This is a genomic window from Porphyrobacter sp. AAP82, from assembly GCF_000331285.1.
Taxonomy (GTDB): domain Bacteria; phylum Pseudomonadota; class Alphaproteobacteria; order Sphingomonadales; family Sphingomonadaceae; genus Erythrobacter.
In genome coordinates this window covers 21463-40829 of the sequence record NZ_ANFX01000031.1, presented here as the reverse complement: position 1 = coordinate 40829, position 19367 = coordinate 21463, and the positions used below count along the sequence as shown (strand labels likewise).

General features: G+C 66.1%; 24 protein-coding genes. 2 read left to right on the top strand and 22 right to left on the bottom strand.

The annotated features are described in order from the left end of the window. Positions 1 to 43 precede the first annotated feature (43 nt). From nuoI to D620_RS0109765, 16 genes are all read right to left on the bottom strand, one after another. On the bottom strand, positions 44 to 562 hold the full coding sequence (nuoI, locus tag D620_RS0109840) for an NADH-quinone oxidoreductase subunit NuoI (protein WP_196795271.1): 519 nt from the start codon (positions 560 to 562) through the stop codon (positions 44 to 46). Then, on the bottom strand, positions 556 to 963 hold the full coding sequence (locus D620_RS0109835) for a hypothetical protein (RefSeq protein ID WP_017665632.1): 408 nt from the start codon (positions 961 to 963) through the stop codon (positions 556 to 558). Before D620_RS0109835 ends, nuoI begins: the two co-directional genes overlap by 7 nt. Beyond that, positions 960 to 2006: an NADH-quinone oxidoreductase subunit NuoH gene (nuoH, locus tag D620_RS0109830; RefSeq protein WP_017665631.1), complete on the bottom strand. Its 1047-nt coding sequence runs from the start codon at positions 2004 to 2006 to the stop codon at positions 960 to 962. Before nuoH ends, D620_RS0109835 begins: the two co-directional genes overlap by 4 nt. Then, the gene (gene nuoG / locus D620_RS0109825) at positions 2003 to 4033 is read right to left on the bottom strand and encodes an NADH-quinone oxidoreductase subunit NuoG (protein ID WP_017665630.1); all 2031 of its coding nucleotides are present in this window, start codon (positions 4031 to 4033) and stop codon (positions 2003 to 2005) included. The genes nuoH and nuoG overlap by 4 nt, the downstream gene beginning before the upstream one ends. After that, the gene (locus tag D620_RS0109820) at positions 4026 to 4394 is read right to left on the bottom strand and encodes a hypothetical protein (RefSeq protein WP_017665629.1); all 369 of its coding nucleotides are present in this window, start codon (positions 4392 to 4394) and stop codon (positions 4026 to 4028) included. The genes nuoG and D620_RS0109820 overlap by 8 nt, the downstream gene beginning before the upstream one ends. Further along, positions 4391 to 5695, bottom strand: a complete 1305-nt coding sequence (nuoF, locus tag D620_RS0109815; protein WP_017665628.1) for an NADH-quinone oxidoreductase subunit NuoF — start codon at positions 5693 to 5695, stop codon at positions 4391 to 4393. The genes D620_RS0109820 and nuoF overlap by 4 nt, the downstream gene beginning before the upstream one ends. Next, on the bottom strand, positions 5695 to 5871 hold the full coding sequence (locus tag D620_RS16420) for a hypothetical protein (protein WP_017665627.1): 177 nt from the start codon (positions 5869 to 5871) through the stop codon (positions 5695 to 5697). The genes nuoF and D620_RS16420 overlap by 1 nt, the downstream gene beginning before the upstream one ends. After that, complete coding sequence (locus D620_RS16415) at positions 5868 to 6011, bottom strand: hypothetical protein (protein ID WP_017665626.1); 144 nt, start codon at positions 6009 to 6011, stop codon at positions 5868 to 5870. The genes D620_RS16420 and D620_RS16415 overlap by 4 nt, the downstream gene beginning before the upstream one ends. Next, entirely contained in the window at positions 6008 to 6181 is a 174-nt protein-coding gene (locus D620_RS16610; RefSeq protein WP_017665625.1) for a hypothetical protein, read from the bottom strand. The genes D620_RS16415 and D620_RS16610 overlap by 4 nt, the downstream gene beginning before the upstream one ends. Further along, positions 6181 to 6849 carry an NADH-quinone oxidoreductase subunit NuoE gene (gene nuoE, locus D620_RS0109795; protein ID WP_017665624.1) on the bottom strand — a complete coding sequence of 223 codons (669 nt, stop codon included), beginning with the start codon at positions 6847 to 6849 and terminating at the stop codon, positions 6181 to 6183. The genes D620_RS16610 and nuoE overlap by 1 nt, the downstream gene beginning before the upstream one ends. Next, positions 6842 to 7108, bottom strand: a complete 267-nt coding sequence (locus tag D620_RS0109790; protein ID WP_017665623.1) for a hypothetical protein — start codon at positions 7106 to 7108, stop codon at positions 6842 to 6844. Before D620_RS0109790 ends, nuoE begins: the two co-directional genes overlap by 8 nt. After that, positions 7105 to 8316: an NADH-quinone oxidoreductase subunit D gene (locus D620_RS0109785; protein WP_017665622.1), complete on the bottom strand. Its 1212-nt coding sequence runs from the start codon at positions 8314 to 8316 to the stop codon at positions 7105 to 7107. Before D620_RS0109785 ends, D620_RS0109790 begins: the two co-directional genes overlap by 4 nt. Further along, positions 8313 to 9104, bottom strand: coding sequence for an NADH-quinone oxidoreductase subunit C (locus D620_RS0109780; RefSeq protein ID WP_017665621.1), 792 nt, complete (start codon positions 9102 to 9104; stop codon positions 8313 to 8315). Before D620_RS0109780 ends, D620_RS0109785 begins: the two co-directional genes overlap by 4 nt. Positions 9105 to 9110: 6 nt before the next feature. Then, positions 9111 to 9701, bottom strand: a complete 591-nt coding sequence (locus tag D620_RS0109775; RefSeq protein WP_033376582.1) for a NuoB/complex I 20 kDa subunit family protein — start codon at positions 9699 to 9701, stop codon at positions 9111 to 9113. Then, positions 9698 to 10072 carry an NADH-quinone oxidoreductase subunit A gene (locus tag D620_RS0109770; RefSeq protein WP_026092104.1) on the bottom strand — a complete coding sequence of 125 codons (375 nt, stop codon included), beginning with the start codon at positions 10070 to 10072 and terminating at the stop codon, positions 9698 to 9700. The genes D620_RS0109775 and D620_RS0109770 overlap by 4 nt, the downstream gene beginning before the upstream one ends. 144 nt (positions 10073 to 10216) lie before the next feature. Then, on the bottom strand, positions 10217 to 11668 hold the full coding sequence (locus D620_RS0109765; RefSeq protein ID WP_017665618.1) for a coniferyl aldehyde dehydrogenase: 1452 nt from the start codon (positions 11666 to 11668) through the stop codon (positions 10217 to 10219). Between the two features lie 134 nt (positions 11669 to 11802). On the opposite strand from D620_RS0109765, the gene D620_RS0109760 reads away from it, so the two are divergent. After that, positions 11803 to 12999 carry an acetyl-CoA C-acyltransferase gene (locus D620_RS0109760; RefSeq protein ID WP_026092102.1) on the top strand — a complete coding sequence of 399 codons (1197 nt, stop codon included), beginning with the start codon at positions 11803 to 11805 and terminating at the stop codon, positions 12997 to 12999. Positions 13000 to 13019: 20 nt separating this feature from the next. Here the strand turns inward: D620_RS0109760 and D620_RS0109755 are convergent, their stop codons facing one another. Next, positions 13020 to 13475: an SH3 domain-containing protein gene (locus tag D620_RS0109755; RefSeq protein ID WP_233992053.1), complete on the bottom strand. Its 456-nt coding sequence runs from the start codon at positions 13473 to 13475 to the stop codon at positions 13020 to 13022. A 137-nt stretch (positions 13476 to 13612) separates the two neighbouring features. On the opposite strand from D620_RS0109755, the gene D620_RS0109750 reads away from it, so the two are divergent. Next, complete coding sequence (locus D620_RS0109750) at positions 13613 to 14623, top strand: 2-hydroxyacid dehydrogenase (RefSeq protein ID WP_017665615.1); 1011 nt, start codon at positions 13613 to 13615, stop codon at positions 14621 to 14623. On the opposite strand, the gene D620_RS0109745 is transcribed toward D620_RS0109750, so the two are convergent. The 5 genes from D620_RS0109745 to D620_RS0109725 all read right to left on the bottom strand — a co-directional run bounded on the left by D620_RS0109745 (position 14620) and on the right by D620_RS0109725 (position 19322). After that, positions 14620 to 15318 (bottom strand): alpha/beta fold hydrolase, encoded by a 699-nt coding sequence (locus tag D620_RS0109745; RefSeq protein WP_017665614.1) that lies wholly within the window; start codon positions 15316 to 15318, stop codon positions 14620 to 14622. The two genes, D620_RS0109750 and D620_RS0109745, sit on opposite strands and share 4 nt — an antisense overlap. Positions 15319 to 15338: 20 nt before the next feature. Further along, entirely contained in the window at positions 15339 to 16742 is a 1404-nt protein-coding gene (locus D620_RS0109740; RefSeq protein ID WP_017665613.1) for an NAD(P)H-dependent flavin oxidoreductase, read from the bottom strand. Positions 16743 to 16836: 94 nt separating this feature from the next. Then, positions 16837 to 17568: a class I SAM-dependent methyltransferase gene (locus D620_RS0109735; protein ID WP_017665612.1), complete on the bottom strand. Its 732-nt coding sequence runs from the start codon at positions 17566 to 17568 to the stop codon at positions 16837 to 16839. Positions 17569 to 17578: 10 nt separating this feature from the next. Next, the gene (gene prfB, locus D620_RS0109730; protein ID WP_017665611.1) at positions 17579 to 18706 is read right to left on the bottom strand and encodes a peptide chain release factor 2; all 1128 of its coding nucleotides are present in this window, start codon (positions 18704 to 18706) and stop codon (positions 17579 to 17581) included. A gap of 85 nt (positions 18707 to 18791) precedes the next feature. Then, on the bottom strand, positions 18792 to 19322 hold the full coding sequence (locus D620_RS0109725; RefSeq protein ID WP_017665610.1) for a peroxiredoxin: 531 nt from the start codon (positions 19320 to 19322) through the stop codon (positions 18792 to 18794). Positions 19323 to 19367 lie beyond the last annotated feature (45 nt).

Sequence of the window (19367 nt, the reverse complement as noted above, 5' to 3'; positions counted from 1 at the left end):
AACGCCCCGGCCCTATAACCCCATATCCTCGTCGCCGCGCGCCCTAGCGGTAGGGGGCGTCGGCTTCAAGGTTGGCCGCGATGGCCCTTTCCCATTTGTCACCATTCGCGAGCAGCTTGGCCTTGTCGTACAAGAGCTCCTCGCGGGTTTCGGTCGAATATTCGAAGTTCGGCCCCTCGACGATCGCATCGACCGGGCAGGCTTCCTGGCAGAAGCCGCAGAAGATGCACTTGGTCATGTCGATGTCGTAGCGGGTGGTGCGACGGCTGCCGTCCCCCCGGACGGTCCCGTCCGGATCAACAATAACGCGCGGTTCGCTCTCGATGGTGATCGCCTGCGCGGGGCACACGGCCTCGCACAGCTTGCACGCGATGCAGCGTTCCTCGCCGTTGGGATAGCGCCGCAGCGCATGCTCGCCGCGGAAGCGGGGCGAGAGCGGGGCCTTCTCGAAGGGGTAGTTGATCGTCACCTTGGGCTTGAAGAAATACTTCAGCGTCAAGGCGTGCGCCTTGAGGAATTCCCAGAGGGTGAACGATTTGATGAGGTGGGAGACGGTCATGATGCTGCCTCGAAAAAAGTGAAATCGCACAGACCTGCTGCCAGATAGGACTTGGGCCCCGTGGCGCGATCGTGGCGGAGCAAAAGGATCGGAAAATTTTTCGCGATCCGATCAACCGGAGGCGTGATCCACCACGTCAGGACTTCTGTGTCGGTGGACATTGAAGATGCGAATGACGTGAAGGCTTTCGGATTTGCGATGCTTTCATAATAGTCGGTCGACGGAAATCTCTTGTCCTCGGCATCGATCTTCAACCACGTGTCCCAGTAAAACTCGTCACGTGGCTTGAGCTTGTAGCTGCCTGTGACCCGCGTTGAGGCCCCTGCGGGCGTGAACACACGGCCTTCAAACGCGAAATTGGCCGGATTCGGGATCGGCTCTCCTGTTACGGTCGCAGCCATCATCCGAAATGCCCCGTCGCCATCAGGTAGCCGCTGGTCGCCGCGACGAACAGCAGGCTCATCGGCAGGAACACCTTCCACCCGAGGCGCATCAGCTGGTCGTAGCGGTAACGCGGCACGGTCGCCCAGATCCAGCTGAACATGAAGAAGAACACAAAGGTTTTAGCCAAGAACCAGATGATCCCCGGCACCATGTATAGCACCGGAATGTCGAGCGGCGGCAGCCACCCGCCCCAGAACAGCAGCGTGTTGAGCGAGCACATCAGCAGGATGTTCGCATACTCGCCCAGCCAGAACAGCGCGAAGCTCATCGAGGAATATTCGGTTTGGTAGCCCGCGACGAGCTCGCTCTCGGCCTCGGTGAGGTCGAAGGGCGCGCGCGCGGTCTCGGCCAGCGCCGAGATGAAGAACACCACCCACATGGGGAAGAGCAGCGGGTGCACCGCATAGGCGTTGATCAGCCCAAGCCCGAAGCCCTGCTGCGCGGTGACGATGCCCGAGAGGTTGAAGGTGCCGGCGAACAGCACCACGCACACCAGCACGAAGCCGATCGAGACTTCGTAGGAGATCATCTGTGCAGACGCGCGCATCGCCGAGAAGAACGGGTATTTGGAGTTCGACGCCCACCCGCTCATCACCACGCCGTAAACCCCCATCGAGCTGATCGCGAGGATGTAGAGCAGGCCGACATTGATGTCCGACAGCACCACGCCCGCATCGAACGGGATCACCGCCCAGGCCGCGAGCGCGACGGTGAAGGTGATGATCGGCGCAATCAGGAAGATGCCCTTGTTCGCGGCGCTTGGGATGATGGTCTCCTGCAGGAAGACCTTGAGGCCGTCCGCGAAGCTCTGCAGCAGCCCGAAAGGCCCGACCACATTCGGCCCCCGCCGCATCATGATCGCGCCGAGCACCTTGCGGTCGACATAGATCACCATGGCGACGCTGAACATGACGAGCAGCGAGATGATCAGGATCCCCGCAAGCGTCGCGACGGTCCAGGCCCATTCGTAAGGCAGGCCGAGGGATTGGAAGAAGGCGGTCATTCCGCGGCCTCCTTGACATCCGCCCCGTGGAGCAGCTCATCCGAGCAGCGCTGCATCACTTCGCTGGCGCGGGCGATGGGGTTGGTGAGGTAGAAGTCCTTGATCGGATAGCCCGCAAGCTCGCCCTCGAACTTGGCGGCGCTGTCCGCCTTGGGCAGCGCGCCCCCAGAAAGACCAATAACGTCGGCGAGGCCCTCTTCGCCCAATGGGGGCACGGCGGCGATCATCGCGGCCTGAAGCTCGCCGAAGCTGTCGAAGCCGACGTTGACGCCCAGCGCATCGGCCAGCGCACGCAGGATCGTCCAGTCCTCGCGCGCGTCGCCGGGGGCGAAGACGGCCTTTTCGGCGAACTGCACCCGGCCCTCTGCGTTAACGTAGGTCCCGTCCTTCTCGGCATAGGATGCGCCCGGCAGGATGATGTCGGCGTGATGCGCTCCACGATCGCCGTGGTGGCCGATATAGACCTTGAGGCTGTTCGGGAACGCCGCATAGTCCATCTCGTCCGCGCCGAGGCTGAGCAGCACCTTGGGCGAAGCTGCGGCGATGTCGCCCATCCCGCCCGGAAGCGTGAAGCCGAGCATCAGCGAGGCCATCCGCGCGGCCGAGATGTGCAGCACGTTGAAGCCGTTCCAGCCATCCTTCACGAGGCCGAACTTGTCCGCCAACTTGAGCGCCGCCGGAAGCGCGCCCTTGGCGAGCGCCGCCGCGCCGACGATCACCGCCGGGCGCTGGGCCGACTTCATCACATCGCCCAATTCCTTGGGCACGCGGTTGAGGAGCTTGAGGTCCGAGCCGAGGAAGGTCGCCGGATAGGTCGGGTCCCATTCGGGGCCGATGATGTAGACCTTGGCCCCCGCCTTCACCGCCTTGCGCAGGCGGACGTTGAGCAGCGCGGCCTCCCAGCGGACATTGCTGCCGACGATCAGGATCGCGTCGGCGGTCTCGATCCCGGCGAAGGTGCTGTTGAAATTCACCGCCGCAAGGTTCGACACGTCATAGGTCATGCCGGTCTGGCGCGCTTCGGTGAGTTGCGATCCGCAGGCGTTGAGCAGCGCCTTGGCGGCAAACATCGTCTCGGCGTCGAGCAGATCGCCCGCGACGCCTGCGATGCTGGCCTTGTCGCCTTCGAGCGCGCCCGCGATCATCCCGAAAGCCTCGGCCCATTCGGCGGGTTGTAAGCGGCCGTCACGGCGCACCCACACACGGTCCAGGCGGCGCTTGGTGAGGCCATCGACCTGATAGCGGCCCTTGTCGCTCAGCCACTCCTCGTTGACGTCGTCATTCACCCGCGGCAGCGCGCGCATCACTTCGCGGCCCTTGGAGTGGAGCGTGATATTGGCGCCCACCGCGTCCGAGACGTCGATCGACAGGGTCTTCTTCAATTCCCACGGCCGCGCCTCGAAGGCGTACGGGCGAGACGTCAGCGCGCCGACCGGGCACAGGTCGATCACATTGGCGCTGAGTTCATGCGCCGCCGCCTGTTCGAGATAGGTGGTAATCTGCATGTCCTCGCCGCGGTACAGCGCGCCGATCTCGTCCACGCCCGCGATCTCTTCGGAGAAGCGCACGCAGCGGGTGCAGTGGATGCAGCGGGTCATGATCGTCTTGATCAGCGGGCCCATGTATTTCTCGGTCACCGCGCGCTTGTTCTCGTGATAGCGCGAGCCGCCGCGGCCATAGGCGACCGCCTGATCCTGCAAGTCGCACTCGCCGCCCTGATCGCAGATTGGGCAATCGAGCGGGTGGTTGATCAGCAGGAACTCCATCACCCCTTCGCGGGCCTTCTTGACCATGGGCGAATCGGTGCGGATTTCCTGACCCTCGGCAGCCGGCAGCGCGCAGGAGGCCTGCGGCTTGGGCGGCCCGGGCTTCACCTCGACCAGACACATGCGGCAATTGCCGGCGATGGAGAGACGCTCGTGATAGCAGAAGCGCGGGATTTCCTTCCCCGCCAGCTCGCACGCCTGGAGCACGGTCGCGCCTGCCGGAACCTCGATTTCCTGACCGTCTACGGTGACCTTAGGCATGATTTTGATCCGTTAGGAAGCTGTACACACAAACGACCAGCGCCAGGACGGCGGACAGGATCGTCAGACCCCAATTGTAGTCGCCATGGACGCCCTCCGAGAAAATACCGGCAAAGTGATTGACCCCGGCCGCAATGATCACCAGCGCCGCCGCCACCGGCTTTCTGAGCCACGCACCGACCGCGCCTGCCGCACCCAGCACACCGGCAATGGCATAGGCGAACACCATGTTCGAACCGTAGAAATCTTCCGATCCGCGCTGGACGAGTTCATAGAGCGCCATCGCGCCAAGCGCCGCCCAGGCGAGAAAACACGCCGCAGCAATCACGCGCGCAGGGGTATAGGTCAGCTCCTGATTCACTCCGCCGCCTCCCTGACTTTTGGCGCGACCCGCGCGTTATGCTCGTTGATCCGCCGCTCCAGCTCCGGCCGGAAATGGCGGATGAGGCCCTGGATCGGCCACGCCGCTGCATCGCCCAGCGCGCAGATGGTGTGGCCTTCGACCTGCTTGGTGACTTCCTGGAGCATGTCGATTTCCTCGATGGCGGCATCACCCGTGCGCAGGCGCTCCATCATGCGCCACATCCAGCCCGTGCCCTCGCGGCAGGGGGTGCACTGGCCGCAGCTTTCGTGCTTGTAGAAATAGGAGAGCCGGCTGATCGCGCGCACGATGTCGGTCGACTTGTCCATGACAATCACTGCCGCCGTGCCGAGGCCCGAGCCCAGTTCCTTCAGCCCGTCGAAATCCATCGGCGCATTGCGGATCTGCGCCGCAGGCACCAGCGGGACCGAGGAGCCGCCCGGAATAACGGCAAGCAGATTGTCCCACCCGCCGCGGATGCCGCCGCAGTGCTTCTCGATCAGCTCCTCGAAGGGAATGCTCATCGCTTCCTCGACCACGCAGGGCTTTTCGACGTGGCCCGAGATCTGGAACAGCTTGGTGCCCTTGTTGTTCTCGCGCCCGAAGCTGGAGAACCACGTGCTCCCTCGCCGCAGAATCGTCGGCGCGACTGCGATGCTTTCCACATTGTTCACGGTGGTCGGGCAGCCATAAAGCCCCGCGCCCGCCGGGAACGGGGGCTTCAAGCGCGGCTGGCCCTTCTTGCCTTCGAGGCTTTCGATCATCGCGGTCTCTTCGCCGCAGATGTATGCGCCCGCCCCGCGGTGCATGAAGACGTCGAAATCATAGCCCGAACCGCAGGCATTCTTGCCGATCAGGCCCGCGTCATAGGCCTCGGAAATTGCCTTCTGGAGCGTCTCGGCCTCGCGGATATATTCGCCGCGGATGTAGATATAGGCCGCGCGGGCGCGCATCGCGTAACCGGCGACCAGCGCGCCTTCGACCAGCTTGTGCGGATCGTGTCGCAGGATTTCGCGGTCCTTGCAGCTGCCCGGTTCGGATTCGTCGGCATTGATGACGAGGAAGCTCGGCCGCCCGTCGCGCGATTCCTTGGGCATGAAGGACCACTTGAGCCCCGTCGGAAAGCCCGCCCCACCCCGTCCGCGCAGGCCGGACGCCTTGATTTCCTCGATGATCGCATCTGCCCCGCGCGCGAGCAGCGCCTTGGTGCCATCCCAATCCCCGCGCGCCTGCGCGGCCTTGAGGCTCCAGTCCTGGAACCCGTAGAGATTGGTGAAGATGCGGTCCTTGTCAGCCAGCATCACTGCATTCCCTTTGCCTTGGCGCGCCGGATGCGCACCAGCGAAATCGTCTGGAACACGAGGCCGAGCCCCATGATGATCACCCCCATCTCGAGCGGCCCGGTCGCGGTCAGCACCGCGCCCAGCGCAAAGCCGGTGAGGCCGAGGATCGCGAGGAGGAGCGTCAGCGCATTCATCCGAAGCTCCCCGATTGCCACATGCCGATCAGCACGAGCACAATCAGCAGCACCACGCCCACGCGCACCAGCCCCATCAGCACCTTGAAGGCGATGAAGACGAGCACCAGCGCGACGAGGATGGAGATGATCGAGGTCACTGGCCGCCGCCCCGCCCTTGCCAGAGACGCGCCGCCGCGGTGAAGCCGCCGAACAGGAAGGCGAGGATCGCCCACACCACCCAGCCATCGCCCTGGACGAGCTTGATCGCGGCCACCGCCAGAAAAATCAGGCCGAGGACGCCGCCGCCCTGTTCGATCTTCTTTTCCATCACCATTCCCCCCGGTAGTCATGGTTGGCACCCACCATCGCGGTGAGCGTGGTCGGCCCGCCGCTCGGTTCGGAGGTGTGGCGGCCCGGTTCCTGCGTGCCGGTCTTCGGCTGCTGACCGGCGGCGAGCGCATCGAGAACCGCGTCGAGGCGCTCGACCGTCAGGTCCTCGTAATTGTCGTCGTTGACCTGGACCATCGGCGCGGTCGCGCAATTGCCCATGCATTCGACTTCGGTGAGGGTCCACAGGCCATCGGCCGAGACCCCGCCCTTCACCATCCCTCGGCTTTTGCAGGCGGCGATGATGTCGTCCGAGCCGCGCAGCATGCAGGGCGTGGTGCCGCACACCTGCACGTGGAATTTGCCGACGGGCTTCAGGTTATACATGAAATAGAAGCTGGCGACTTCGAGCACGCGGATCACCGGCATGTCGAGATACTTGGCGACATACTCGATCACCGGCAGCGGCAGCCAGCCTTGCGTATCGGTCTCCGCCCCGACCTGCCGCTGGGCGAGATCGAGCAGCGGCATCACCGCGCTGCGCTCGCGCCCCTCGGGATACTTGGCGATGTGCCAGTCGGCGGTTTTCTTGTTCTCCGGCGTCCACGCGAAGCCGCCCCAGCGGGCGCGCAGTTCGGGGGTGTCGGGAGCGGGGGTACGGTCAGCCATTGGTCTTGTCCAAAGTGTTGCGCTGCTTGCGGCGCGCCGCGATGCGGGGATAGGCAAAGCCCCACCAGACCGCGTTCCAGATTGCCGCCGGGAGGATTGCCAGCCAGCCCGAAAGCGGCAGCAGCGCCGGGACCGGCACGTCCACAAATCCGGCATATTCGGCGCAGCTTGCCGCGAACCAGGCAATCGAGAACGCCGCGAGCGGCACGCGGAACCGTTCCGCGAACGCATCCCAGCGGTCGACGACATCATCGATCACCGGTCACACTCCCCGAACACCACGTCGATCGCGCCCAGAATGGCGGTCGCATCGGGGAGCATGTGGCCCCGGCTCATAAAATCCATCGCCTGGAGGTGCGAGAAGGCGGTGGGGCGGATCTTGCAGCGGTAGGGCTTGTTGGTGCCGTCGCTGACGAGATAGACGCCGAATTCGCCCTTGGGGCTTTCGGTCGCGACATAGACTTCGCCCGCAGGCACGTGGAAGCCTTCGGTGTAGAGCTTGAAGTGGTGGATCAGCGCTTCCATCGACTGCTTCATCTCAGCCCGCTTGGGTGGCACGACCTTGGTGTCGCTGCTGGCGATGGGGCCGCCGGGCATGTCGCGCAGACACTGCCGGATGATCCTGGCGCTCTCGTAGACTTCCTTCACGCGCACCATGAAGCGGTCGTAGCAATCGGAGTTGGTGCCGACCGGAATGTCGAATTCCATCCGGTCATAGACGTCGTAGGGCTGCGACTTCCTGAGGTCCCACGGCAGGCCGGCGGCGCGGATCATCGGGCCCGAGAAGCCCCAGGCAATCGCGTCCTCGCGCGACACGACGGCGATGTCGACGTTGCGCTGCTTGAAGATGCGGTTGTCCATGACGAGGCTCATCGCGTCCTCGAACAGCTGGAAGAAGCGGTTGTCGAGCCAGTCGCCGATATCGACCAAGAGCTTCTCCGGCACGTCCTGATGGACGCCGCCCGGTCGGAACCATGCCGAGTGCATCCGCGCGCCGCTCGCGCGTTCGAAGAAGTTGAGGCAATCCTCGCGCAGGTCCATGATCCACAGGTTCGGGGTGAACGCGCCCACATCGAGGATGTGCGCGCCCATGTTGAGCATGTGGTTGCAGATGCGGGTCAGCTCGGCGAACAGCACGCGCAGATACTGGGCGCGGATCGGCACTTCGAGGTTCAGGAGCTTCTCGATGGCGAGCACATAGGAATGCTCCATCGCCAGCGGCGAACAATAGTCGAGCCGGTCGAAGTAAGGGAGCGCCTGGAGATAGGTCTTCTGCTCGATCAGCTTTTCGGTGCCGCGGTGGAGGAGGCCGACATGCGGGTCGATCCGCTCGATCACTTCGCCGTCAAGCTCCATCACCATGCGCAAAACGCCGTGCGCGGCAGGGTGCTGGGGGCCGAAATTGATCGTGTAATTGGAGATGACCTCACCGCTCGTGGTGAGCGATTCTTCGCGTTGCATGCTCATCGGCCACCCTCCTTCGAGGTGGGATCGGGGGCGCCGGGGGCACCCTTGCCGCTGTCCTTCTGCACGGGCGCGCCGCCGGCGACAGGCTTGGCGGCGGCCTCGTCGGCCTTCTTGCCCGCGCCGGTATCGGCGGGCTTTTCGGTGGTCTTGGGCTCGGCGACCGCGGGCGCCCCGCGCGATTTCTCGTCACCCGGCAGCACGTAATCCGCGCCTTCCCAGGGCGAGAGGAAGTCGAAGGTCCGCATTTCCTGCGCCAGCACGACAGGTTCGTACACCACGCGCTTTTCCTCCTCGGAATAGCGCAGTTCGGTGTAGCCCGTGACGGGGAAGTCCTTGCGGAACGGGTGCCCTTCGAAGCCGTAATCGGTGAGGATGCGGCGCAAGTCCGGGTTCCCGGCGAAGGTCACGCCGTACATGTCGAACACCTCGCGTTCGAGCCACCCGGCGTTGGGCCACAGCGTGGTGACGGTGGGGACGGGCGTGTCCTCGGAGGCCGAGCACTTGACCATCACGCGGTGGTTCTTGGTCAGGCTCTGGAGCATGTAGACGACCTCGAAGCGCTCAGGCCGCGAGGGGTAGTCGACCCCGGCGATTTCCATGAGCTGCTGGTAGGCATGGGTCTCACGCAGGATGCGCAGGACCTTTTCGATGCCATCGCGCTCGACGCGGAAAATCACCTCGCCGTGGGCTTCGCTCGCTTCGATCAGCCAGACCGAGATGGTCTCGGAAACAGCCTCGATTACGCCCTCGTTGGAGGCGAACTTGGGGGCGGAATGCAGAACGGCCATGCGCCCTTACCTCTCGATCGTGCCGACGCGGCGGATCTTGCGCTGCAATTGCATCACGCCGTAGAGCAGCGCCTCGGCAGTCGGGGGGCAGCCGGGGACGTAGATGTCGACCGGCACGATCCGGTCGCAGCCGCGCACCACCGAATAGGAATAGTGGTAATAGCCGCCGCCATTGGCGCAGCTGCCCATGCTGATGACATATTTGGGGTCCGACATCTGGTCGTAGACCTTGCGCAGCGCCGGGGCCATCTTGTTGCACAGCGTGCCAGCGACGATCATCACGTCCGACTGGCGCGGGGAGGCGCGCGGCGCGGCGCCGAAGCGCTCCATGTCGTAGCGCGGCATGTTGACGTGGATCATCTCGACCGCGCAGCAGGCAAGGCCGAAGGTCATCCACCACAGCGAACCGGTGCGCGCCCACTGGAACAGCTCCTCGGTCGAGGTGACAAGGAAGCCCTTGTCGGTGACCTCGGTCTGGAGCGCGTTGAAGAAGCTCGCGTCAGGCGCGCGGGCCTCGCCACCTTGCGCGGTGGTCAGCTTCGAGATGTCGGGGAGCCCTTGGGCCAAGGGGCCGGGAGGAGTAACGATGTTGTTCATTCCCAGTCCAACGCCCCTTTCTTCCATTCATAGGCGAGCCCCACCGCGAGGATGAACAGGAACACCATCATCCCGCTCCAGCCCACCCAGCCCGTCTCGCCGAGGCTGACCGCCCAAGGGAACAGGAAGGCGGCCTCAAGGTCGAAGACGATGAAGCTGATCGCCACAAGGTAGAAGCGCACATCGAACTGGCTGCGCGCGTCCTCGAAGGCGGGGAAGCCGCATTCATATTCCGAGAGCTTCTCGGCATCCGGATTGTGCGTGCCGGTGAGGCGCGAGACCGCCATCGGGGCCACGACGAAAAGCACCGATAGCCCCAGGGCAACCAGCACGAATAACAGTATCGGCAGATACTGGCTGAGGTCGAGCACGACGATGTCCAAGCTATTAATCCCTGGGGTCGCCCTAGGCCCGTCACGCGCGGCGCGCAAGCCTGCGACTCGGGGAAAACCCCGTATGCGAGTTGCAGGAAATCGAACAAAGGTTGCAGGGGGAGCGGCGCTCCCGCCCGCGTGCTATTTCATCATCCGCCCCGCCGCCGCCTCGGTCGCCTTGCCATAGGGCGGCTTCAGCCCGCCGAGCTTGGCGATGTCGATCTTGGGCTGGTGATAGACCGCGCGGGCATGGCTGAACTCGCGGAAACCTTCGATGGCGTGATAGCTCCCCATCCCCGAGGGCCCGACCCCGCCGAAGGGCAGGTCTTCCATCGAGACATGGAACACCACGTCATTGGTGGTCACCCCGCCCGAGATGGTGCGGGTCAGCACCCGCTCCTGCTCGGCGCGGTCCTCTCCGAAATAGTAGAGGCCGAGCGGGCGGTCGTGTTCGTTGATATAATCGACCGCCTGATCGACCGACTTGTAGGTCATCACCGGCAGCACCGGGCCGAAGATTTCCTCCTGCATCACCGTCATGTCGTCATTGACGCCGCGCAGCACGGTCAGCGGCATCTTGCGCTGGTTGGCATTGGCAAAGTCCTCGCCCGCCGGATTGACCTCGATCACCTCGGCGCCCTTGGCCCTGGCATCTGCGACAAGGCCCTGAAGCCGCTCGAAATGCCGGTCGGAGACGATCGAGGCGTAGTCGTCATTGTCGAGCACGCGCGGATACATCGCCGCGGCCGCTTGCGCGATGCCCGCGACGGCTTCATCCGCCTTGTCCTCGGGCACCATCAGATAGTCGGGCGCGAGGCAGATTTGCCCTGCATTCAGCATCTTGCCGATGGCGATGCGCTCGCCCGCCTTGGCGAAATCGGCGCTGCGGCCCATGACGACCGGCGACTTGCCTCCCAGTTCCAGCGTCACCGGCACCAGATTGGCGGCGGCCGCCTGCATCACCCGGCGGCCCGTGGCGGTCGATCCGGTGAAGACCAGATGGTCGAAGGGCAGCGAGGAGAACGCTGCGGCGACCTCCGGCCCGCCGGTGATGACGGCGACTTCCTCGGGCTGGAAATATTGCGCGGTCAGCTCGGCCATCAGCTCGCTGGTGCGCTCGGTGAATTCGGAGGGCTTGATCATCGCCCGGTTGCCGGCCGCGAGGACCTGCATCAGCGGTCCGAAGGCGAGCTGGACGGGGAAGTTCCAGGGGCTGAGGATGCCGATCACGCCTTTGGGCTCAGAGCGCACCTCGGCGCGCGCGCCCATCAGCCCGAGCGGGAACTGCACCTTGCGCTTCTCGGGCTTGGCCCACTGGTCGACGTGCTTCAACGCATGGGTGCCCGCACCCACCGTCGCGGCGATATCGGTGAGCATCGACTGGTGGTGCGAACGGCTGCCGAAATCGGCGCTCATCGCCTTGGCGAATTCCTCGCCATGCTCCTTGACCAGCGCCATCGCGCGGCGGATGCGGTCCTTGCGCTGGCTGATCGGCTCGGGGCGCGAGGCGGTGAAGGCGGCGCGCTGGCGCGCAAGGAGGCTGTCGAGTTCTGCGCGGCGGTCGCCTGTCATGTCGTTCTCCCGTTCGGACATATGCGTTTTGATTTGCGACGCGTTCTTGCGCAAAGCGGGCCTTGGCGCAAGCACAACGCCGCGCGCCGATTGCCTTTGACGCGGCGCAGCATTACATCGCCCCCCTGTATCCCCGTCACGCAAAGGACTTTGCCATGACCCAGCTTTCCGCCGCCGATCCCGTCGTCATCCTCTCCTACGCTCGCACCCCGATGGGCGCGATGCAGGGCGCGCTGTCGGAGGTCGCCGCGACCGATCTGGGTGGAATCGCGGTCAAGGCCGCGGTCGAGCGGGCGGGCGTTTCGGGCGAGGATATCGACCGCGCCTATATCGGCTGCGTGCTGCCTGCCGGCCTCGGGCAGGCCCCCGCGCGGCAGGCGGCGATCAAGGCCGGCCTGCCGCTCTCGGTCGAGGCGACCACCGTCAACAAGGTCTGCGGCAGCGGCATGCAGACCGTCATCATGGGCGCCGAGGCGCTGGCGAGCGGCACCATCGATGTGGTCGTGGCAGGCGGGATGGAGAGCATGACCAATGCGCCCTACCTCCTCAAGAAGCACCGCTCGGGCGCGCGGCTCGGCCATGATACGGCCTATGACCACATGTTCCTCGACGGGCTGGAAGATGCCTACGAGCCGGGCCGCGCGATGGGCACTTTCGCGCAGGAAACCGCCAACGCCTACCAGATGACCCGCGAGGAGATGGACGCCTATTCCATCGAAAGCCTCGCCCGTGCCAACAAGGCGATCGCCAGCGGCGCCTTTGCCGACGAGGTGGTGCCGGTCACCGTCAGCACCCGCGCGGGCGATGTCGTGGTCGAACATGACGAGGCCCCCTCCAAGGGCCGCCCCGACAAGATCCCGCAATTGAAGCCCGCCTTTGCCAAGGACGGGACGATCACCGCGGCGACCTCCTCCTCGATTTCGGACGGTGCCGCCGCGCTGGTGCTGACCCGCGCGAGCATCGCCGAGGCCAAGGGCTTTGCCCCTGTCGCCCGCGTGGTTGCCGTCGCTGCCCATGCCCAGGCCCCCGCGCAGTTCACCACCGCGCCGATCCCCGCGATCCAGAAGGTGCTCGCAGCCGCAGGCTGGGGCGTCGATGATGTCGATCTGTTCGAAGTCAACGAGGCCTTCGCCTGCGTCGCGATGTTCGCGATGCGCGACCTCGGCATTCCGCACGAGAAGATCAACGTGAACGGCGGCGGCACGGCCTTGGGCCACCCCATCGGGGCGAGCGGCACGCGGATCATCGTCACGCTGATCGCCGCGCTCAAGGCGCACGGGCTGAAGCGCGGGGTCGCCTCGCTGTGCATCGGCGGCGGCGAGGCGACTGCGGTCGCGGTCGAACTGGTCTGAGGCCGGGCGGCCGGGCGGCGCTATTCGTCGCCCGGCAGGTCCTCGGCGCCCCACAGCCGGGCGGCCGCGACAAACCCCTTGCGCCCCGCGATATCGACCTCGCACCACCCGGCCTTGCAGCGTTTCATCCGCGCGATGACGCCGGGCTCGGCGCGCCAGCTGACCGCGGCGCCGGCACTCGGCCCGGCGCGCACCTCGGCAAGGCCGGTGCCGATCACCATGCCGCCACGCTCGGGATCGAGCTGGCTTGCGGAGATCCACCCCTGCGTGCCCTCGTGATCCTCGACCAGGCGCCAGCCCTCGCGGATGCGCACCACCTTCACCGGCAGGCCCTTCCTCAGATAGACCCAGGCGACCGGATATTCGGTGCTCGGCCCCACCCGCATGTTGACCTTCTCGTGCCGCAGGCTCGCCCAATAGGGGAGCGTGCGGTCCTGCGCGGCAAGCGGCGCGACCAGCGAACCGGCGGCGAGCACCAGCGCGAGAAGGCAAGCGATAAGGCGGCACAATCCCTGCATTCCCGAGCGATAGCGCCTAAAGCTTCACCGGTTCAAGCCTTGCAGCGCCAACCGCTGCTTGACCGCCGAGGCCCTGAGGGGATAGCCCTCGCCGCATGACCCAGCGCCCCCCTCGCCCGCTTGCCGCGCCCGCGCGCGTGATCGTCACCCGTCACCTCATGCCGGCGGTCGAGGACCGCATGCGCGCGCTGTTCGATGTCGCGCTGAACGAGGCCGATGTGCCGATGACGCGCGACCGGCTGGCGGCCGCGATGCAGGATTGCGACGTGCTGGTGCCGACCGTCACCGACCGGATCGACGCCGATCTGATCGCGGGCGCGGGGGAGCGATTGGGCCTCATCGCCAGCTTCGGCGCGGGCACCGAACACATCGATCTTGCCGCCGCAGCCGCGCGAAAGATCATCGTCACCAACACGCCCGGCGTCTTCACCGACGACACCGCCGACCTCGCCATGGCCGGGATCATCGGCGTGCCGCGCCGCATCCGCGAGGGCACCGCGCTGGTGCGCAGCGGCAAGTGGACCGGCTGGGCGCCCTCGGGGCTGCTTGGGCGGAAGCTCGCGGGCAAGGTGCTCGGGATCGTCGGCATGGGGCGGATCGGACAGGCCGTCGCCCACCGCGCGCGCGCCTTCGGGCTGGAGATCGCCTACACCAACAGGAAGCAGCTGCCCGAGGCCTTGGAGCGGATGCTGGGCGCGCGCTATGTCGCCGACGTCGATGCGCTGATGGCCGAGGCCGACATCCTCACCCTCCACTGTCCGCTGACCGAGGAGACCCGCCACATGGTGGCCGCGCGCAGGATCGCGCTGATGAAGCCCGGCAGCTCCATCGTGAACACCGCACGCGGGGAGCTGATCGATCAGGAGGCGCTGATCGCCGCGCTCGAATCCGGGCATCTGGCGGGCGCGGGGCTCGACGTCTATCCCGACGAGCCCCATGTCGACCCGCGCCTGATCGCCCACCCCAACGTGATGACCCTCCCCCACATCGGCAGCGCGACGGCCGAGGGCCGCGAGGAATCGGGCCACAAGGTGATCGCCAACATCCGCATGTGGGCCGACGGCCACCGCCCGCCCGATCAGGTGCTGACGGGGTTGGTGCGCTAACCCGCCAAAGCCTCGCCCAGCTCCGTCACCACCCGCTCGATCGCAGGTCGGGTGGAAGCCAGCGCGAAGTGATGGAAGGGGACTTCGACCTCGGCGTCGCGCTCATGCGGCAGACCGCGTGCGGCGGCAGGCGCGATCACCCCGTCCTTGCGCGACCACAGAGCAATGGTCGGCACCGGGGGCTTCACTGCAGGATCATCGGGCACCGGCGGCGCATCGACCTTGTGGCCGTTGATCGCCTCGTAAAGCCGCCAGGCATTGTTCGCCCGCCGGTCACCCGAGAAAGGTGAGCCCAGCGTCATCACCAGTTCGACCAGATCGGGGTGGCGCTGCGCCAGCACCCGGGCGTAGAGTCCGCCGAGGCTCCATCCGACAATCGCGACCTTGCGCTGCTCGGCCTCGGCCACTTCGGCCAGACGGGCAACCGCGCGGGCGAGCACATTGGGCTGGATGCCGGTCAGGAAGCCGAGTTCGGAGGCGTGGCTGCGGTAACCCGTCGCATCGAGCGTCCCGCGCAGCAACGCGGTGGCGCTGTCGCTCGAGAGGATGCCGGGGATGACCAGCACCGGCTGCCCCGCCCCGTCCCGCGCGCCCGCGACCGGCTGGGCACGGCGCAGCGGCGCGAGCGCGATCGGAACGGTGATCGGCAACTCGCGCAGCCAGAGCGAGAGCGGCGGCGGGGTGCTATCGTCCATCGGCGCGCCTTAACGCGCCGTCAGTCCCCCGTCAAAATCCGCTCGACCAACTCGCCCACGCTCGGCGTGTAGCCGTTCGAGAAGAAGGGGTCGGTCTTGAAGCGGTAGGCGGCGTGGCCCGCGAAGGCGAGGTTGTTGTCGGGGTCGTCGCCGTGGGCGATGTCCTGCAAGGTCTTCTGGATGCAGAAGCTGCGCGGGTCCGCGAGGCGGCCGGTGGTGTAGTCGTCGTGGTCCTTCCACGCCGAAAAGCCGCAATGCGACAGGCAGCCCATGCAGTCCTGCTGGTCCTTGCGGATCGTGTCGCGCGATTGCGGCGTCACGAAGACGATCGTGCCCTCGGGGGTCTTCAATGGCTCGGTGTGCCCGGCGCGCATCCACATTTCGGCCTTGGTCTTGTCTTCGGGGCGCACCCAGAAGCTCCTCGCCTTGCCGTCTTCGCCCAATTGCACCGTGCCCTCTTCCTCGCCCCGCTTGAAGAACGGGATCTGGCGCACCGAGCGGTGCATCAGGTCATAGAGGAACGGGGTCTTGACCGCGCTCGAATAGAAGCCGGTGGGCGAGAACTTGTGGAGCAGCACGTCGCCCGGTTCGACGGTGCGCAGCATGTCCTTCCAGATCTGCGGGATCGGGCTTTCGCGGGTCAGCAAGGGCCGCGTGCCGAACTGGAAGGCGATTTTCCCGAGCTCGGGATTGTCGATCCAGTTCTCCCACTCGCGCAAGTACCACACGCCGCCCGCCATCACGATCGGCACGTCATCGCTGACGCCCTCGGCGCGCATGGTGTCGCGCAGCACCTTGACGCGGGGGTAGGGATCTTCGGGCTTGGTCGGGTCCTCGGCGTTGGACAGGCCGTTGTGCCCCCCCGCCAGCCACGGGTCTTCATAGACCACCGCCGCCATCAGGTCGGCGACCTTGTGGTAGGAGCGCTTCCACAGCGCGCGGAAGGCGCGGCCGGAACTGACGATGGGCAGATAATTGACGTTGAAGCGCGCCGCGATCTCGGCGAGCTTGTAGGGCATCCCCGCCCCGCAGGTGACGCCGGTGACAAGCCCGCGGGTGCGTTCGAGCACGCCTTCGAGCACGGCCTGCGCCCCGCCCATTTCCCACAATACGTTGATGTTGATCGCGCCCCTGCCGTTCGCGATCTCGTAGGCCTTCTTGACCTGCGTGGTCGCGCCTTCGATGGCGTAGGCGATCAGCTCCTGGTGACGCTCCTCGCGGGTGCGGCCATGGTAGATCTGGGGGATGACATTGCCGTCATCGTCATAGCTGTCGGCGTTGACCGCGCTGACCGTGCCGATCCCGCCGGCTGCCGCCCACGCGCCCGAACTGGCATGGTTGGTTGCCGACACGCCCTTGCCGCCTTCGACCAGCGGCCAGACTTCGCGCCCGCCGTAGACGATCGGGCTCAATCCCTTGAACAATGAAGATCCCCTTTGCGCCCCTGTGGCGCGGTATTTCCAAATCTTGCCATAGTGTCACTCGCCGCGCGCCGCAACCTTGCGGCCCTGCCCGCGCTCAGCCCGCATCGCAGACCCTGATCGCCTTGGGATCGGTGCGCTTGGCCCCGCGCTCGAAACGCGCGAAATAGCCCTTGATATCAGGCCGCTCGATATATTCGACCAGCACATAGCCGATCGCCTCGAACTCGCAGAACAGCACCGTGTGCGGCAGGCCGTGACGGCCGACGGGGCTATCGCTTTCCACGACCACGATCTGCCCGCCCGCATTGAGCGCGGGCCACATGTTCCACAGGAAGGCATAGGGCTCGGTCACCTCGTGGTACATGTGCACCATGAAGATCCGGTCGAAACTGTCGGGCGGAAGCTGCGGGTTGTCGGTATCGCCGAACTTGATCGAGATATTTTCGAGCCGCTCGCGCTCGACCCTTCGCCCCAACCGGTCGAGGGCCTCGCGGCTGATATCCTGCGCCAGCACGCGGCCATCGGCGCCGACGCGTTCGGCAAGGCGCACCGTGTAGTAGCCCTCGCCCGCGCCGATATCGGCGACCGTCATCCCCGGGCGCAGGTCAGCCAGGTCCATCACCACCTTGGCCTCGTTGCGCCCCTCGCGCGCGTCCTCGTTGGAGAACTGGTTGGAGACGACTGCCGCCACCGGCCGGTCGGGCGCGGGAAATTCGAGCGCGGTCTCGGGTCGGTCCGAAGTCGCCGGCGCGAACGGATCGCAGCCGGCGAGCAGCACCGCTGCGGGCAGCGCGGCAAGCGCGATTGCGAGAGGCCGCGGGAGCATCGCGCCGCGCCTACTCGACGTCCTCGATCTCGACCTTCTCGCCCGTCACCCGCTGGGCGAGCGCGGCCGAGATGAAGGGGTCGATCGCCCCGTCGAGCACCGCATCGGGCGTGTTCGAGACCACCCCGGTGCGCAGGTCCTTGACCATCTGGTAGGGCTGCAAGACGTAGGAGCGGATCTGGTGGCCCCAGCCAATGTCGCTCTTGGCCGAGTGTTCGGCGCTGGCGGCTTCCTCGCGCGCGCGCATTTCGGCCTCGTAAAGCCGCGCCTTGAGCATGTTCATCGCGATTTCGCGGTTCTTGTGCTGGCTGCGGTCCTGCTGGCTCGCCACCACGATCCCGGTCGGCTGGTGGGTGATGCGCACCGCCGAATCGGTGGTGTTGACGTGCTGGCCGCCGGCACCTGACGCGCGGTAGGTGTCGATCTTGAGGTCGGCGGGATTGATGTCGATCTCGAAGCTGTCATCGATCACCGGGAACACCCACACGCTCGAAAAGGAGGTGTGGCGCCGCGCCGAGCTGTCATAGGGGCTGATGCGGACGAGGCGGTGGACGCCGCTTTCGGTCTTGGCGTAGCCGTAAGCGCCCTCGCCCTTGATCAGCAGCGTCGCCGACTTGATCCCGGCCTGTTCGCCCGCCTGATATTCGACCGTCTCGACCTTGAAGCCGCGCCGTTCGGCCCAGCGGCCATACATGCGGAAGAGCATTTCCGCCCAGTCCTGGCTCTCGGTGCCGCCCGCGCCGGCGTGGATTTCGAGATAGGTGTCGTTGCCGTCCGCCTCGCCCGAAAGCAGCGCCTGGACCTTGTCGGCATCGGCCCGGTCGGCGAGCGCGGCGAGCGTGGCGAGACCGTCCTCGACGATTCCCTCCTCGCCCTCGGCCTCGCCCATGGCGATGAACTCGATCGCGTCGGCCATTTCGGCGGCGATCTCGTTCACCGTGTTGACCGCCGTCTCGAGCGTCTTCTGCTCGCGGCTGATCGCCTGCGCCTGCTTGGGATTGTCCCACAGGTTCGGGTCCTGCACCCGCGCGTTGAGTTCGTCGAGGCGGCGCAGCGCGCGGTCCCAGTCGAGCGACAGGCGCACCAGCGCGAGCGCCGCCTCGATCCGGTTGATGGTAGCCTGGGCCTCGGCCCGCATCGGTCAGTCCTTCATCGCGTAAAGCCAGTGTGGGCGACGCGCTTAGCGTTGCAGGCGCGATTGTAAAGCGGCAGCGGCCCGTCTGCTACTTCTTGAGCGCCCGCACCGCCGCCAGCGTCCTGGCGACATGATCGCGGTAGTCGGCATTGGCATGGACCGCGACGATCCGGCCATCCCGCGCGATCACGTAGGAGGTGCGGCGCGTCATGCCCGAAGCCATCGCCACGTCATAGGCCTTGGCGATGGCCGGCGAGGCGACGCCGACGGGAAAGGCATCGCGGCATTCCTTGCGGCTGAAATCCTTGAGGGTCCCGATATCGTCGGCCGACATCCCGATGACGCTCGCGCCGGCTGCCTTGAACTGGGGCATCGCCTCGGCAAAGGCGTTGGCTTCGAGCGTGCAGCCTTGGGTGAAGGCCTTGGGGTAGAAATAGAGCACCACCGGCCCCTTGGCGAGCGCCGCCTTGAGGTTGAACCCGAACACCTTGCCGGCGAGCGCGGCCTTGGTGGTGAAGGCCGGGGCCCTGGCGCCTTGCGCGAGTTCGGCCGAGGCGCTGGTGACGGCGAGCGCGGCCATGGCGAGCGCGGCGAGGGTCTTGAAGAGCGAGCGGTTCATGCCCTCTCCAACCCGCAAGGCGGCCCGGCGGTTCCGGCCAAGCGC